Genomic DNA, 15,496 nt, shown 5'->3' with positions numbered 1-15,496 from the left:
TCTTTATATTACGCCTAACTTAACGTATAACGCTTCTGCCAATCCATACTTGAGGTTGTTGCAAACCTAATAGGTCGGCAATCGTAGAAGCTATATCAAACTGCATCATACTGTTTGTTATTACCTGCCCCTTTTGGATGCCTTTACCTGCAATAATAAACGGAGTTTCCATTTCCATCATAGTTTTGCCGCCATGACCATTTTCTATTCCGCCATGATCGGCTGTTATTATTATAACAGTATCATCCCAGATACCTGCCTCTTTCACAGCTTGCAATATCTGCCCGATATAACCGTCCAATTCATGCAGTTTTGTATAGTAAGCAGGGGTGTCATGTCCGATTTCATGTCCTACATGATCCGGTTCGTCGAAAATAACAGCCAACAGGTTCGGTTTTGACTTCTTAATATAGTCAATGGCATAACGCGCTGTAGCGGCAGGCTCTTCCGAAGCTTCGGATACATGTTTGTCGTAGTTCAGAGCCAACGTATCCACAACATAACGTATGCCGTCCCATTCGCAGATACATCCTATCTCAGCATTTGGATCTGCCCGATGGTACAGGCCAAATACAGTAGGGAAAATTCCATCTTCATCTGTTACCCGTGAAGGTAATTCCGGAACTTTCGATCCCCATTCGGTATATCCGTGTAACTCCGGACCAGCTCCCATAAACATAGATGCCCAGTTTACTGCACTTGAAGACGGTAATACGGAACGTTTTTTCAACGTGTAACTACCGTCTTTCATAAGAGTTTTCACATTCGGCATATCAGCTTTCTCTACACTGTAAGCGCCCCAGCCGTCAAGTCCGATAAGGATGACATGCTTTGCTCCATTGTCTTTTGTAAACGTACAGCCTGCAAAACACAACGCAAGGGCAGTCATAATACATACAAGTTTCTTCATATCATATTTATTTAAAGGTTATATAAAAGTCGTCTTATTTCACCAACTTCAACTCATCAATAATACGCTGGCATTTGCCGTATTTGTCAACAACAAAGAGGACATAGCGGATATCTACACCTATACAACGTTGCAAATCCGGTTCGAAAGCGATGTCGCCACTCATAGCTTCCCAGTTTCCATCGAACGCCAACCCTATCAAACGGGCATTCTTATCAAAGATAGGACTACCAGAGTTTCCTCCGGTGATGTCGTTATTAGTAAGGAAACAAAGCTGTAGTTCTCCATCCTTATTAGCATAATGGCCAAAATCTTTATTACGTATCAAGTCAAGAAAATCATCTTGAACCCAAAATTCATCACTGGTCGGATCTTCTTTCTCCAATATACCTTTGTCGGTAGTAAAGAAATTATACCAGGCAGCATCATAAGGTTGATAACCACCGATGGAACCGTAGCTAAGGCGCATTGTGAAATTAGCATCCGAAGAAAGAGCTTCATTCGGGCGCATCTCTTTAAGTCCGGAGAAATAAAGCCGTTCACCTTTAGCAATATCATATTGGGCATCACTCATTAGCTGTTGCAACTCGAAAAGCGAAATGAGAACAGAAAGGCTTAATTGAGAAGCAGGATCTTTCTTGAATTTAGCATATTCTTTACGGTCTTTAATAAATGTTCGAATATTATCCTCAGAAAGTAGTTTTGTCTTCTTAAACAGATCGGCAGCATACCGTTCATAATTACCTTTATATTTTTTATCTACTGATTTATAGATATCAGGAAGAAAGTTTTCCGGGACACGTTCTTTTACCACTTTCATCATAGCTGCCAATACTTTCTGGTCGAGCGAAGCATCATAATCTTTGAAAAAAGGAGTGATGCGATCTTCGATGAATTCGTCTTTTTCTGCATCAGTAGAGCCATCAACATCTACAGATTGAACCATACGGGCCAAACGGACAATTTCCGCCCCTCCGTTAAAAGCTTCCGACAAATAAGTAGCAACCTGTATGTATTCGTTATTTGAAGTATAACCTTTTTCCAGTAATTGAAGAACATTACCATATTTTTCCTGACGTGCCGGATCTTTAGAAACCCAATCAGCAAAATCGGCTTCTTCCTGCTGTTTACGCTCTATAACATTTAAGTTCGCCAAACCACGGTTCATTCCGATGGAGTTCTTCCAATAATTAGAACTTCCGGCATACTTAGAGGCATATTTGATGCGTACTTCGTCGTTGGCAAGCATCGCGTCTTTCCAGATTGCCTGCTTGATACCTCGTACTTCAATACGGGGTTTGTTTGAATTCTCGATACGTTGTTGTACGCCCCATGAACATAAATAACGGTCGGTGCTTCCGGGAAAGCCGATAGTCATGGCATAATCCTTCTCATCATACCCTTGCATAGAAACCTCAGCAACGTACTTAGGTTGGTACGGTTTATTGTTTGCGCTATATTCGGCAGGTTTATTGTCCTGATCAGCATAAACACGGAAAATAGAGAAATCTCCCGTATGGCGAGGCCACATCCAGTTGTCCGTATCTCCGCCGAATTTACCGATAGAACTGGGAGGAGCAAATACCATACGGACATCGCGAAATACATCATACACGATAAGGAAATACTTATTATTGTTATAAAACGGAATAACATCAGCAGAAAGCAAGGCATTATTACCGATGGAATCAGCAAGAACTTTTCCAATGGAATCGGCAGCAGATAAACGTTTATATTCATCGTCTATATAAGCGATTTCACTATTAATACGTTCACTTACATCTACAGTCTCCTTTAAGTAACGGACAGACAAACCGGGAACCGGTAGCTCTTCAGATAAAGTCTGAGACACAAAACCATCTTTCAAATAGTCGTGTTCTATACTGCTTAATTGCTGAATAGCACTGAAACCACAATGGTGATTGGTAAAAACAAGCCCCTTTTCTGATACGGTGATACCTGTACATCCGCCACCAAAAATAACAACCGCATTGGCAACGCAAGGATCAGTTTCACTATATACTTGTTGATATGGCGAATTAAAACCTAGCTCTTTCATTCGGGCAAGGTTCTGCTTGTTCAACTCCTTCAACACCCACATTCCTTCATCTGCATACATTTGTCCGGCTGCCACAAGCAGTAAAAGCAATGTACACACTCTCTTTTTTAAATTCATTCCTTTTTTATTCAATTAATAGTTTAATATTGTTCATTTTAACACGGGCAGAAAGCCATTCATTTATTTTTTGTTTATCATTCGCAGTAACCTTCGCATGATCTTTACATTTAAGATATACAAGCAATATTGTGTCTGATTCCGCATCAGCCGTTTTCATAATATAGGTCTGAGAACATGAAGCTTCCTCTACAAAGGGGAACAACACTTTCAGTTCCGGCATAATAGTTTCGGTAATTCGCGAAGCAGTATAGTATTTTTCCAATTTATGCTTAAGCGAATCTATCTGGATAGACTGAGCACGCAATACCTCTTCACTGTTTTTATAAAGATCCTTCATAAGAAGGCTTTTTAATTCATTAATATCGGTTGCTTCTTGCCCAAAACCTTGCTGAACGGCTAAATGCACATCATGAAGACCGTATTTAGGCATTTTAGAGCGGGCATTATCAATCATTGTCTCAGGCACTGTTTCTCCGATTAATACGACTTTTACTTCCCGTTTTTCACTCGTATCGGTTATCGTTTTACTTAATATTTGCGTATTAGGGAAAGTAAGTTCTTCGGATACAAAAGTACGAACACGGTCATTAAAATAGCTTTTACGAATAAGGTTATAGCTAAGGAATAAGCTCGGCACAATCGTAAAAAACACAATTATGCCAACATAACGGGTAACTGTTTTCTCCCGTTGCTTATTCAAGAATACCTTTTTGGGATATTTGAGCAAACGAACCACAAGGTAAGTAGCTAAACTTATAAATACCGTATTAATGAAAAAGAGATAGAAAGCTCCGAAGAAATAATACAAGTTACCACTAGCTAACCCAAAGCCGGCCGTACAAAGCGGAGGCATCAAAGCCGTTGCAATGGCAACTCCGGGAATCACATTTCCTTTACTCTTAGTAGAGCTGGCCACTATTCCCGCCAATCCACCGAAAAAGGCAATTAAAACATCATAGACTGTAGGTTGCGTACGTGCCAATAACTCACTTTGTGCTTCACTGATAGGAGAGATAAGAAAATAGAGAGTAGATGTAATAACACTAAATACCGTTGCAGTAGCAAAATTACGGAAAGAGCGTTTGATTAGTTCAAAATCAAAAATGCCAAGTCCCAGTCCAAACCCCATAATAGGCCCCATAAGAGGAGAAATAAGCATCGCGCCGATAATAACAGCCGTAGAATTAGTATTCAACCCTAATGAAGCCACAAATGTAGCAAAGATAAGTACCCACAAATTAGTACCACGGAATTCTACGCCTTTACGTATGGATTCTATTGTCTCTTGTTCGTTTTCTTTTTCCTGCCGGACATCAAAGTTCCGAACAAAAAAAAGCCGAATATGTTCATATAACAAACTCTTCGCCATCCTCCCTTATTTAATATTTTTACATATAAGACTACAAAGATAAAAATAGAATATATAATAGCAGAAGATTAAAAGTATTTGTTTGCAGTTGTTATGAAAAATGATACATTTGCAGAACCTTGATTCACTATAACTTTCAATGCTTTTTAAGTAATGAGTACAATCAGTGAAACACAAGAAGGAAAAAATATTAAATAGATTTATGAAATAAGGCAAGTTTAAAATGAAGAAATACCTTTTATTTCTATGCTTATTATGCTGTGCTACTGTTCGTGGGAATACACCTACATCTATTAAAGATTCACTCCAGGAATCTTTAAATAACACAACGGAAGAACAAGCCAGACTTGAGATTTTGACAAACCTTATGGATCTATCCCGACAAGAAAAGATTGTTTATTATGCAAAACAGTTACTTGACGAAGCGACCAGAGCCAACGAACAATATTACAAAGAAGCTGCTTTAACAGAGTTAATGCGTTACTATGTTAACCGGGACATAAAAGATTCTACAGATTACTACTTAGATATAACAAATAAAGAACTGACGGGAGAAGCCAAAGAAAGTTTGGTTAATTTCATAAGAACAATCCAGGATACAAGAATTATTTATTATACGCAAGGAGAAGAACAGAAGCAGCTAATCAAAGAAAATTTACTAAAACTGGAATCAAACCAGAAACTTTCGCCCTATGAGAAAATGTCTGCTAATTATATTTTAGGAATATCTCTTGCTAATAATGTGTTAACAGACTTTCCAAAAGAAGACTTGAAACAAGTGTCAGATTATTTTATTAACGTAATCAATGCTGCGGCAAAACGTCCTTTACGTTATTCATACCATCTTCAACCGAATTCATACTATATATTATGTAACTTCTCTCTCGATTTAGAACAACGGACCAAATATGCCATTCAATATCTGACAATTCTTCAAGATTATGCAAAAACAAAGGAAATGAAGAAAAGACCGTATGCCGTAAATAAACGGCATTTGCTCAATGCCTACAGTAGCTTGGCAAACGGTTCACAATATATAGGGAAAGATATGGCAACGGGTTATTATCATAAGTTCCTTTCCATCCTTCAAAAATATCCCGAAGAGGCGAACGTAACAGCGGATTATGAGCTGTATTATACCTCTGCTAATTACTATCAAACAATTGGCAACTATAAAAAACACATTGATTATTGTGATTCAATGATAGCATTCCTTAAAAAAGCTCATTACGAAGATAATATTATAGATTATGTTGAAAAAAAGATCTCAGCTTACGACAGTCTGAAAATGTATAAAGAAGCATATAATTGCTATAAAGATTATACAGTTCTATTAGATACCCTTCACCAACAACAATTAGCGAAAAAACTGGATAACCTTGAGATACAGAAAGAGGTTAACAAATTGCTAATAGAGAAAAAAGAATTAGAATTAAAACTGGAAAAAAGTAAATCCATCGGATACTCATTATTAGCTCTATTTCTTTTTGCACTCAGTATTACTATATATATTTCTTTCCGTTTAGGAAAAATGAAATCTTTATATAAGAAATTACAAGAATCAAATGAACAGGTAATAATTGCAAGTGAAAAGGCGCAGGAAAGTGAAAGGATGAAGAACGCATTTATTAAGAACATGTGTCATGAAGTTCGTACACCATTGAATGCTATTAACGGTTTTTCCGAATTAATCGCGAATGAAGATACTGATAGTAACGAGAAAAAAGCTTTCAGTAAAATCATCTACCAAAATTGCCATAATCTAACAGTGATGATGAACAATGTATTGGAGATTGCCCAACTGGATAGTAGCAAAGATCAAATAGAATTGGAATCTATACAACTTCATGCTCTTTGCTTTCAGGAAATGGAGAATTTGAAAAAACTTCAGGAAAAAGTTGGGATAGAATATATATTGGAAGGTTCAAAAGAAAACGATACAATTTTAACCAATCCAACTTATTTAAGCGTACTTATCGCGCATCTTTTGAACAACGCAAATAAGTTTACAAAGGAAGGACGCATTACTTTAGCATATCAATTAAATCACGATAATCATACTGCAATAATCAGCGTGACAGATACGGGTTGCGGTATTGCCCCTGACAAACAAGAATGGATATTCGAACGGTTCACAAAAGGGGATGATTTTGTTCCCGGTTCAGGTCTTGGACTTTATCTTTGCCGTATGATTGCCCAAAGACTGAATGGAGATATTCATGTAGACTCAGATTATACAAAAGGAGCACGTTTCATTCTTATCTTACCTATATGCGAATAAATTATTACCTTTGCATATCAAGATGGAAATAGATATGGAAGATAATTTCGACATACGGGATGCGAGGATACCAGATAATGAACGAGAGTATGAAAATGCACTTCGTCCCTTATCATTTCATGACTTTAGCGGACAGGCAAAGGTTGTCGAAAATTTAAAAGTGTTTGTAATGGCCGCAAAGATGCGGAAAGAAGCCTTAGACCATGTTTTATTACACGGCCCTCCCGGACTGGGAAAAACAACATTGTCCAATATTATTGCAAACGAATTAGGTGTAGGTTTCAAAGTAACTTCCGGCCCTGTTCTTGACAAACCCGGAGATTTGGCAGGCGTATTAACTTCTCTGGAAAAAGATGATGTATTATTTATCGATGAAATCCATCGGTTAAGCCCGATTGTTGAAGAATATCTTTATTCGGCAATGGAAGATTACCGGATAGACATCATGATAGATAAAGGCCCGAGCGCACGTTCAATCCAAATAGATTTATGCCCGTTTACTTTAGTTGGAGCAACAACACGAAGCGGTTTATTGACAAGCCCTCTCCGCGCCCGTTTCGGAATTAATATGCATCTTGAATACTACGATATGGACACGCTGACAAAGATTGTTTTGCGCAGTGCGGATATATTAAATGTAAAATGTGAATTAAATGCTGCTCGTGAGATCGCTTCACGTAGCCGCGGAACACCTCGTATTGCTAATGCGTTACTCCGGCGCGTCCGTGACTTTGCACAAGTAAAAGGTTCTGGTAAAATAGATAAGGCTATCGCCTGTTTTGCTTTGGAAGCTTTGAATATAGACCGATATGGGCTTGACCAAATAGATAATAAATTACTTACGACGATTATAGACAAGTTTAATGGCGGTCCGGTAGGACTTACAACAATTGCTACTGCTTTAGGCGAAGATCCCGGCACACTGGAAGAAGTTTATGAGCCTTTCCTTATTAAAGAAGGATTTATAAAACGTACTCCTCGTGGTCGTGAAGTAACAGATTTAGCTTACACCCATCTTGGACGGAACAGAGGAAGCGAACAAGGTTTCCTTTTTGAATAAATAATAAAAAACAGCCGCGACAACGGCTTAAACCCAAACAATATGGCGCAAGGAATGAAACGGCTGGCTAAAGAGACTGCCGTATATGGGGTTAGTAGTATTTTAGGCCGTTTCCTTAACTGGATGTTGGTTCCAATGTACACACGTGTATTGGCAAGTACAGCCGATTTTGGAATTGTAACCAATATCTACGGATGGATAGCCTTATTACTTGTATTATTGACCTATGGGATGGAAACAGGATTTTTCCGTTTCATCAATAAAAAAGAAGAACAACAACCGATGAGGATTTATTCAACCGCATTATTCAGCCTCGGGATTTCTTCGCTTGCTTTCATACTATTACTATTTCCTTTTCATGGAATAATCAGCCAATCTTTAGGCTACGCCCATCGTTCCGAATATATCTTAATGATGGGCATTACCGTTGCTATAGACGCTTTCTGCTGTATTCCGTTTGCTTATCTCCGGTATAAAGGTAGAGCCATACGTTTTGCATTTATCAAACTGCTCAATATCTTCCTCAATATTGCCCTGAACATTTTCTTCCTGATTGCCTGCCCATGGCTGCAACAACATCATCCGGAAACGGTAGATTGGTTTTTCCGTCCCGATTACAGTGTAGGATATATATTTATTTCCAACGTAATCACGACAGCCATCACATTCATATTACTAGTACCGGATATGATGCCCGGATTACGAGAAAAACCGAATCTGAAAGTATGGAGCAAGATGCTACGTTATTCTTTTCCTATTTTAATTTTGGGGATTGCCGGAATATTTAACCAAACAGCCGATAAAATATTATTTCCATTTCTTTTTGAAGATAAGGTATATGCCAACGAACAACTAGGCATCTACGGAGCTTGTTTCAAGATAGCCTTGGTAATGGTGATGTTTACTCAAGCATTCCGTTATGCGTATGAACCGTTTATTTTTGCTAAGAACAAAGAAGAAGGGAGCAAAAAAGCTTACTCCGAAGCGATGAAATATTTTATCATCTTCACTCTCTTTATCTTTTTGTTTGTAATGTTTTACATCGATATTTTCAAATACTTTGTAGATCAAAGCTACTATCCCGGATTACGTGTCGTTCCTATAGTTATGTTAGGAGAATTGTTTTTCGGAATCTATTTTAATCTATCATTCTGGTATAAACTAATAGATCAGACACAATGGGGAGCTTATTTCTCAACAACCGGCTGCGTAATAACCGTATCTATTATTTTATTTTTCGGTCCTACATACGGATACATGGCTTGTGCATGGGCTTCATTCTGCTGTAACCTGTTAATGATGCTGTTATCTTACTTTGTCGGACAAAAGAAATTCCCGATACAATATGATTTGAAGTCCGCATTCATATATGCAAGTATAGCAGCCATACTCTATTTAGCAGGAATGCTCCCAAAAATAGATTCGGAAATCATACGACTAGTTTATCGCAGTATATTATTGCTCATTTTTATCGCATTCACCGTAAGAAGGGATTTGCCACTGAGAGAACTTCCGTATATAGGGAAATACTTTAGATAAAGATATCCGTTATATGGCAGCAAATTTACGTGTGTTTTTATCCCATTTAGGCATAGAATAAATTAAGTCTACCGCAGCTTCCGATGTTTCGGCAACAGTCCACATAGCAGTATGCTGCGGACGCATGAAATGTTCGTCCACACATCGTTGAAGCATTTCCAGTAAAGGATCAAAATAATGGTTCGTGTTCAGGATTACGATCGGATTCAAATACAGCCCAAGTTGTTTCCATGTTATTATTTCCAATAACTCCTCCAAAGTGCCGCAACCACCGGGAAGAGCAATCACCGCATCAGACAAATCGGCCATCTTCTGCTTCCGTTCGTGCATGGTTTCTACTTCTATCAACTCCGTTAATTCGGAATAATGCCAATTTTGCTCCACCATAAAACGAGGAATCACCCCGGTTACTGTACCGCCTGCTTCCAGAGTAGCATCCGAAACAGCACGCATTAGCCCGATAGAACCGGCACCGTTAACGATCCGAAGTTTTCGTTTACCCAATAAAGTCCCTAATTGTTTAGCCGCCTCGAAATAGACAGTTTCTATTTTTGTACTTGATGCGCAATATACGCATACAGAAGATAGTGTATTCATCGCAATTTATTTATTAATATCATATCCAAACAAAGCAAAATCACCTAAACACGGATCACCGGGAAAGACCTTATCCAGCGCTTCCGTTATTTCACGAGCGGCTTTCATAGACGCTGTCTTCTGAGATGTTAATCCCAGTTCCATTGAAATCTGATAAACATGTGTATCTAAAGGAATAAGTAATTGGCAAGGTTTAACAACCGACTTCCATATTCCAAAATCGACGATTTCATCCTGACGAACCATCCATCGCAAAAACATAGCTAATCGTTTACATGCCGAATTACCGTTCACCACAGGAATGCCATTTATGCCGGAAAACAATTCCTGCATTTTCCGAATTGGTTCGGAATATGGAACAGTAGCTAAAGCATCTTCCAATGATTCATGTATCTGATAAATCTCTTTTAACCGTACACAAAGACTTTCCAGATCGGAATAAGTATAGAAGCGATAAAAGGTATCACGAATACTTGGATCTTTTGTTTTGTACGATGAAAAGGAGTTTATGCCATTATTCATCAACCAATTATAGGGGCTGGCTCCCATAATTTGATGAAGTTCTTCCGCTTTCTTCAATATATTCGGACGACGGCCATATGAAATCCAAGCAGTAAGAAATGCAGATATTTCAACATCCTGCTTCATCTTATACCTGTGCGGAAACTGCACCGGATCATCTTTTATAAAAGATTTCGTATTATATTGTTCTGCCCACCGACGAAGTTGCCTCCTTATTTGTTCATCCATTCGTTAATTATTTCTTCTTCAAAAAATATTGCCGCTGGTCTTCCGGATAATGCTCAATCGCGTAACGCAGAGCTGTACGAGGCAAACGGGTGGCATATTCTTCCAAAAAATCAGTTAATATGTTCCGGTCTTTCTTACCCACTTCACGTAGCATCCATCCCACAGCCTTATGCATTAAATCATGTTTATGTGTCATTAATCGTTCTGCCAATGCCAATGTGTCGGTGAATTGGCCTTTCCGAATAAAAGCAACGGTAGAAACCATAGCAATCCGCTGCTCCCAAAGATTATCACTTTCCGCAAGTTCATACAAACGAGAACGGTCTTTATCCAACAGGTAAGCACCAACTATATGGGGACAGGTTACATCCACCAGATCCCAGTTATTAATATAGCGGGCATTTCTCAGATAAAAGTCATAAAGCAAATCCCGTTCCGGCGGAGAAGCCTTTTTGAACTGTTCCATTACAATCAATAAAGAACAAAGACGTGCTTCATGATATTTGCTTTCTATCAACACCTGCAATTCCGGTAAAGGTGTTTGCTTGTTTGCCTTCGCAATACTGCGGACAAGAGGCACAACCAATCCCAAAAAGACATCTCCTTCGGCATATTGCCTGGGACCAGTCTTAAAGAATCGTTGCAAGAATGCCGCTTTCTCCGGATTCGCCACAGAAAACAATTCGTTCAGTACAAATTCGGCTGTCATGGATGTAATACCCGTGCCACAGGACGGTCTCCTTCCAAAAATCCGATTACATTATCCGAAACAGCACGCGCCATCTCTATACGGGTTGCGGTTGTCTGTGTTCCGATATGAGGAGTAAGCACCACGTTATCCATCTCGAGCAATTCAGGCAGCGGATATTCGCCAAACTCAAACATATCCAGTCCGGCACCATAAATAACACCTTCCTGCAAAGCCTTCACCAAAGCATGTTCATCTACTAAAGGACCACGACCTGTATTAATAAGTATGGCAGTAGGCTTCATTTGTTTTAGGGCCGATTCATCGATCATATGATAAGTCTCCGGGGTATATGGCGCATTCAACGAAACAAAATCCGACTGTGCCAGCAGTTCTTCAAAAGAGACATACGTAGCATTCAGCTTTGTTTCATCTTCTATACAGAGTTGCCGGCGGTTATGATAAATAATCTCCATTCCACAGGCACGGGCACGTTTAGCCAAAGCCTTTCCGATACGTCCCATACCCACGATACCTAATGTTTGTCCGGTTATAGGCATTCCCAGATTTTCCAGCACACCCACTTTCATGTCTTTACCCAACGTACGCAGTTTACGGTCGCACTCAGTAATACGGCGTGCCGTATCCAGAATAAGTCCCAATGCAATATCTGCAGTCGGTGCCGTTACAGGTCCGGGAGTATTCGCTACTACGATGCCTTTTTCCAGAGCATAAGCCACATCTATATTATTATATCCAACCGCATAATTGGCAACCATTTTTAGGTTCGGAGCATGGTCGATCAGTTCTTTATTCACCGGAAAATCAAACATAGAACAAAGTACGTCATACTCCGGTATCATCTCAAACACCTCTTCGTAGGTAAAGTCCCGTCCATCGGGAAAAGTAACTTCATATTTACTTTCTAACTCCGTAAAACCTTCACGGAACATGTCATAGGTAACCAGTATCTTCTTCATACCATATAGAATTATTAGGTAGCAAAAATACAAATCTATTGGCAATTAATTCGTATTTTTGTCAAATGTAATACATTTTCAACTATGGTACTGAACTATATCTGGATTGCTTTCTTTCTAATAGCCTTTATAGTTGCACTTGGAAAATTGGTCTTTATAGGAGATACGGCAGTCTTTACCGACATAATAAACGCTTCTTTCGCTTCTGCCAAGACCGGATTTGAAATATCGTTAGGACTTACCGGAATCTTGTCTTTATGGCTAGGAATCATGAAAATCGGAGAAAAAGGAGGAGTAATTCAATCCTTTGCCCGGCTAGCCTCTCCTGTATTCAGCAAACTATTCCCTGATATTCCGAAAAATCATCCGGTAACAGGATCTATCTTCATGAATCTGTCTGCTAACCTGTTAGGATTAGATAACGCATCAACCCCCATGGGATTGAAAGCCATGCAGCAATTACAGGAGCTGAACAAAGAAAAGGAAGAGGCCAGCAATCCAATGATCATGTTCCTATGTATCAATGCATCAGGTTTAACCTTGATACCTATCACCATCATGATGTACAGGGCGCAAATGGGTGCGGTTAATCCTTCCGATGTATTCCTGCCTATTATGCTAACTACTTTTACTTCTACATTAATAGCCATATTGGCCGTATGCGTAAAACAACGCATTAATATTTTCCAAAGGAATCTTCTCTTATTCTTCGGAGGAATGGGCGTTTTTATAGGAGGACTGGTTTGGCTGTTCAATTCCCTCAACCAGGAACAAGTCTCCTTATATTCCACCTTATTCGCAAATTCATTACTATTTACCATTATCTGCGGATTCATCATTAGTGGCATACGTAAAAAGATAAATGTATACGACAGCTTTATCGAAGGGGCTAAAGAAGGATTCCATACTGCCATTACCATTATTCCTTACCTTGTAGCAATATTGGTGGGCATCGGAGTATTCCGCGCTTCGGGAGCAATGGACTTTATAATAGAAGGTATTCGTATAGGATTCGGAGCGTTAGGTATAGACACTGAATTTGTAGGAGCTTTACCCACCATGTTAATGAAGCCGCTCAGTGGAAGCGGAGCCAGGGGAATGATGCTGGATGCGATGAATACATACGGCGCAGACTCTTTCGTAGGCAGATTGTCATCCATCGTGCAAGGCTCATGCGACACTACATTTTATGTCGTGGCATTATATTACGGAAGCATTGGCATCCGAAACACCCGTTACACCGTACAATGTGCCTTGTTGGCAGACCTGGCCGGAGCTATCGCTGCTGTTGCAATGGCCTATTTATTCTTTACATAAGATATACGTATATCAAGAATATCGTACCTTTGCAAAAAAGTAAACAATGATCGCATATTACGCAGAAAGCATAGAACTTCCGGCTATCCAGCAGGAAATCGTTAGCGAATGGATATACAAAGTAGCGAAAACATACGGTAAAACCGTAGGAAATATAAGTTATATCTTTTGTTCCGATGAAAAGATATTGGAAGTAAACCGCCAATTCTTACAACACGATTACTATACCGACATTATTACGTTCGATTATACAAATGGGAATCGTATATCGGGCGATTTGTTTATCAGTCTCGACACCGTTAAAACAAATGCAGAATCCTTCCACACCAGCTATAAGGAGGAACTTCATCGCACCATTATCCACGGAATTCTCCATCTGTGCGGCATCAACGACAAAGGTCCGGGTGAACGTGAAATCATGGAAGCAAACGAAAACAAAGCACTGGCAATCCTTCCGGAAGAATGCCGGGAAAGTTAATCCCGGTAAAAAGCATGATAGTTAAGCCGGAGACGATAAGTTATTTCACTGCTTCTTTCAACTTCCCTTTTAAAGAACCGGGAGCATATCCGCTCCACATCTGAGCCACTATTCCTTCCGGTGAAATCAACACATAATGCGGAATACCTATCACTTGATAACGAGCCATCAGCCCTGTACGCCCTTTCAGTAACTCGTTCCACTGGTTGCCGGTCATTTTCCTGTCTGCTATAAATTTTATCCAATCCTCTTTACTATCCCCATTGATACTGACCACAGATAGTTTGTCTTTATACATCTCGGAGATTTCTTCCATTTCAGGGATAGATTGAATGCACGGCCCGCATCCCATGCTCCAAAAATCGAGTAGAATATATCTGCCTTTAAACTCGGATAGATGGCGAATATTGCCCTCCGGATCATATAAGTCCCCATCCACCATTTCATCGCCTATATTCACTTCTTGGCCCAGATTCATATATTCGGAGATTTCTTTTCCGGTTACCGTTTCTTTATCGGCTTCAGACATTCGTGCATATAAAGCTTTTATTTCCGGAATAAACGGATTCTTTTTATTCCATTGCAAACAGAATGCGTATAATCGATATTTATTCAACCAAACAGATGATACGGGAGCAGTCTTCATGTAATCAAGCTCTTTCTGTTGAATTATATCTTTTAAAGGCTCTTCTAACTTGCGGAGAGAATCGATCAACGCCCTACCGTTTTTCTCAAACTCTTCATCACCGGCATGTTCTCCGTACATCTCATGAATAATATCATATTCTTGTGCACTGTATTGCAAGACTTTTCGTTTTTCGGGAAAAGACGCTTGCACAAAAAGGTTTTCTTCTCTCTGCTCAGGAATATCACTCTCTATAGTCCACGTCTGCAATAATTTATCCGTACCACTCACTTTAATATATTCACCCGGAGCTACCCAAACACTCATCCAAGTTCCCGGAAAACCTTTACTTCTAGACCTCAAATATAATTCCCTCACACCGGTCGCAATTGTATCACGAAACATAAACGTACCATTGATTAGAGTATCTCTGGCAATCTCCTTCAATAATCGTCCGTCAGAAATACGAAGTTCGATAATGGAACTATCCGGTACATTCGTAAGTTTTCCTTCAATCAAGAATTCATTTTCCGGTACGGAAGGATTAGAAGAGCATGCAACTATTCCAGCAAACCCAATCAGAAAAGCATGAACGGAATATCTTTTTTTCATTTTACCCGATTTAAAGATTAACAAAAACAAAGCTTAATAGATTGCAGTAAAGATACATATTATCACACTCATCACGACTTTTTAAATCAGAATTCAGCACCTTTTAGGAAA

General features: G+C 39.3%; 13 protein-coding genes. 5 read left to right on the top strand and 8 right to left on the bottom strand.

Annotated features, from left to right (window positions below; genetic code table 11):
* Positions 1 to 19 precede the first annotated feature (19 nt).
* The 3 genes from C1721_RS05870 to C1721_RS05860 are packed head-to-tail and all read right to left on the bottom strand — an operon-like array spanning position 20 to position 4,458.
* A complete protein-coding gene (locus tag C1721_RS05870; protein WP_102407535.1) occupies positions 20 to 910 on the bottom strand; it encodes an alkaline phosphatase family protein in 891 nt (296 codons plus the stop codon).
* 34 nt (positions 911 to 944) lie between these two features.
* Positions 945 to 3,086 carry a dipeptidyl-peptidase Dpp7 gene (gene dpp7, locus C1721_RS05865; protein WP_102409261.1) on the bottom strand — a complete coding sequence of 714 codons (2,142 nt, stop codon included), beginning with the start codon at positions 3,084 to 3,086 and terminating at the stop codon, positions 945 to 947.
* A gap of 7 nt (positions 3,087 to 3,093) precedes the next feature.
* Positions 3,094 to 4,458 (bottom strand): TIGR00341 family protein, encoded by a 1,365-nt coding sequence (locus tag C1721_RS05860; protein WP_102407534.1) that lies wholly within the window; start codon positions 4,456 to 4,458, stop codon positions 3,094 to 3,096.
* 223 nt (positions 4,459 to 4,681) lie between these two features.
* Here C1721_RS05860 and C1721_RS05855 point away from each other — a divergent pair, with 223 nt between their 5' ends.
* From C1721_RS05855 to C1721_RS05845, 3 genes are read left to right on the top strand one after another with little or no spacing between them, the layout of a single operon-like run.
* Complete coding sequence (locus tag C1721_RS05855; protein WP_102407533.1) at positions 4,682 to 6,739, top strand: sensor histidine kinase; 2,058 nt, start codon at positions 4,682 to 4,684, stop codon at positions 6,737 to 6,739.
* Positions 6,740 to 6,773: 34 nt separating this feature from the next.
* Positions 6,774 to 7,799 carry a Holliday junction branch migration DNA helicase RuvB gene (gene ruvB / locus C1721_RS05850; RefSeq protein WP_102409260.1) on the top strand — a complete coding sequence of 342 codons (1,026 nt, stop codon included), beginning with the start codon at positions 6,774 to 6,776 and terminating at the stop codon, positions 7,797 to 7,799.
* Positions 7,800 to 7,841: 42 nt separating this feature from the next.
* Positions 7,842 to 9,338 carry a lipopolysaccharide biosynthesis protein gene (locus C1721_RS05845; protein WP_102407532.1) on the top strand — a complete coding sequence of 499 codons (1,497 nt, stop codon included), beginning with the start codon at positions 7,842 to 7,844 and terminating at the stop codon, positions 9,336 to 9,338.
* Positions 9,339 to 9,347: 9 nt separating this feature from the next.
* Here the strand turns inward: C1721_RS05845 and C1721_RS05840 are convergent, their stop codons facing one another.
* The 4 genes from C1721_RS05840 to C1721_RS05825 are packed head-to-tail and all read right to left on the bottom strand — an operon-like array spanning position 9,348 to position 12,353.
* Positions 9,348 to 9,935, bottom strand: coding sequence for an LOG family protein (locus C1721_RS05840; RefSeq protein ID WP_102407531.1), 588 nt, complete (start codon positions 9,933 to 9,935; stop codon positions 9,348 to 9,350).
* Positions 9,936 to 9,941: 6 nt separating this feature from the next.
* Positions 9,942 to 10,685, bottom strand: coding sequence for a TIGR02757 family protein (locus C1721_RS05835; protein WP_102407530.1), 744 nt, complete (start codon positions 10,683 to 10,685; stop codon positions 9,942 to 9,944).
* Between the two features lie 7 nt (positions 10,686 to 10,692).
* A complete protein-coding gene (locus C1721_RS05830; RefSeq protein WP_102407529.1) occupies positions 10,693 to 11,394 on the bottom strand; it encodes a DNA alkylation repair protein in 702 nt (233 codons plus the stop codon).
* Positions 11,391 to 12,353: a 2-hydroxyacid dehydrogenase family protein gene (locus tag C1721_RS05825; RefSeq protein WP_102407528.1), complete on the bottom strand. Its 963-nt coding sequence runs from the start codon at positions 12,351 to 12,353 to the stop codon at positions 11,391 to 11,393. Before C1721_RS05825 ends, C1721_RS05830 begins: the two co-directional genes overlap by 4 nt.
* An 84-nt stretch (positions 12,354 to 12,437) precedes the next feature.
* Here C1721_RS05825 and C1721_RS05820 point away from each other — a divergent pair, with 84 nt between their 5' ends.
* The gene (locus tag C1721_RS05820) at positions 12,438 to 13,670 is read left to right on the top strand and encodes a nucleoside recognition domain-containing protein (protein WP_102407527.1); all 1,233 of its coding nucleotides are present in this window, start codon (positions 12,438 to 12,440) and stop codon (positions 13,668 to 13,670) included.
* A 46-nt stretch (positions 13,671 to 13,716) separates the two neighbouring features.
* Positions 13,717 to 14,148: an rRNA maturation RNase YbeY gene (ybeY, locus tag C1721_RS05815; RefSeq protein WP_102407526.1), complete on the top strand. Its 432-nt coding sequence runs from the start codon at positions 13,717 to 13,719 to the stop codon at positions 14,146 to 14,148.
* A 40-nt stretch (positions 14,149 to 14,188) separates the two neighbouring features.
* On the opposite strand, the gene C1721_RS05810 is transcribed toward ybeY, so the two are convergent.
* On the bottom strand, positions 14,189 to 15,385 hold the full coding sequence (locus C1721_RS05810; RefSeq protein WP_102407525.1) for a TlpA family protein disulfide reductase: 1,197 nt from the start codon (positions 15,383 to 15,385) through the stop codon (positions 14,189 to 14,191).
* Positions 15,386 to 15,496: the final 111 nt, after the last annotated feature.

The sequence above is a fragment of the Parabacteroides bouchesdurhonensis genome (assembly GCF_900186615.1).
GTDB classification, from domain to species: domain Bacteria; phylum Bacteroidota; class Bacteroidia; order Bacteroidales; family Tannerellaceae; genus Parabacteroides; species Parabacteroides bouchesdurhonensis.
The sequence above is the reverse complement of the archived record's forward strand: the minus strand, read 5'-3'. Positions and strand labels throughout refer to the sequence as shown.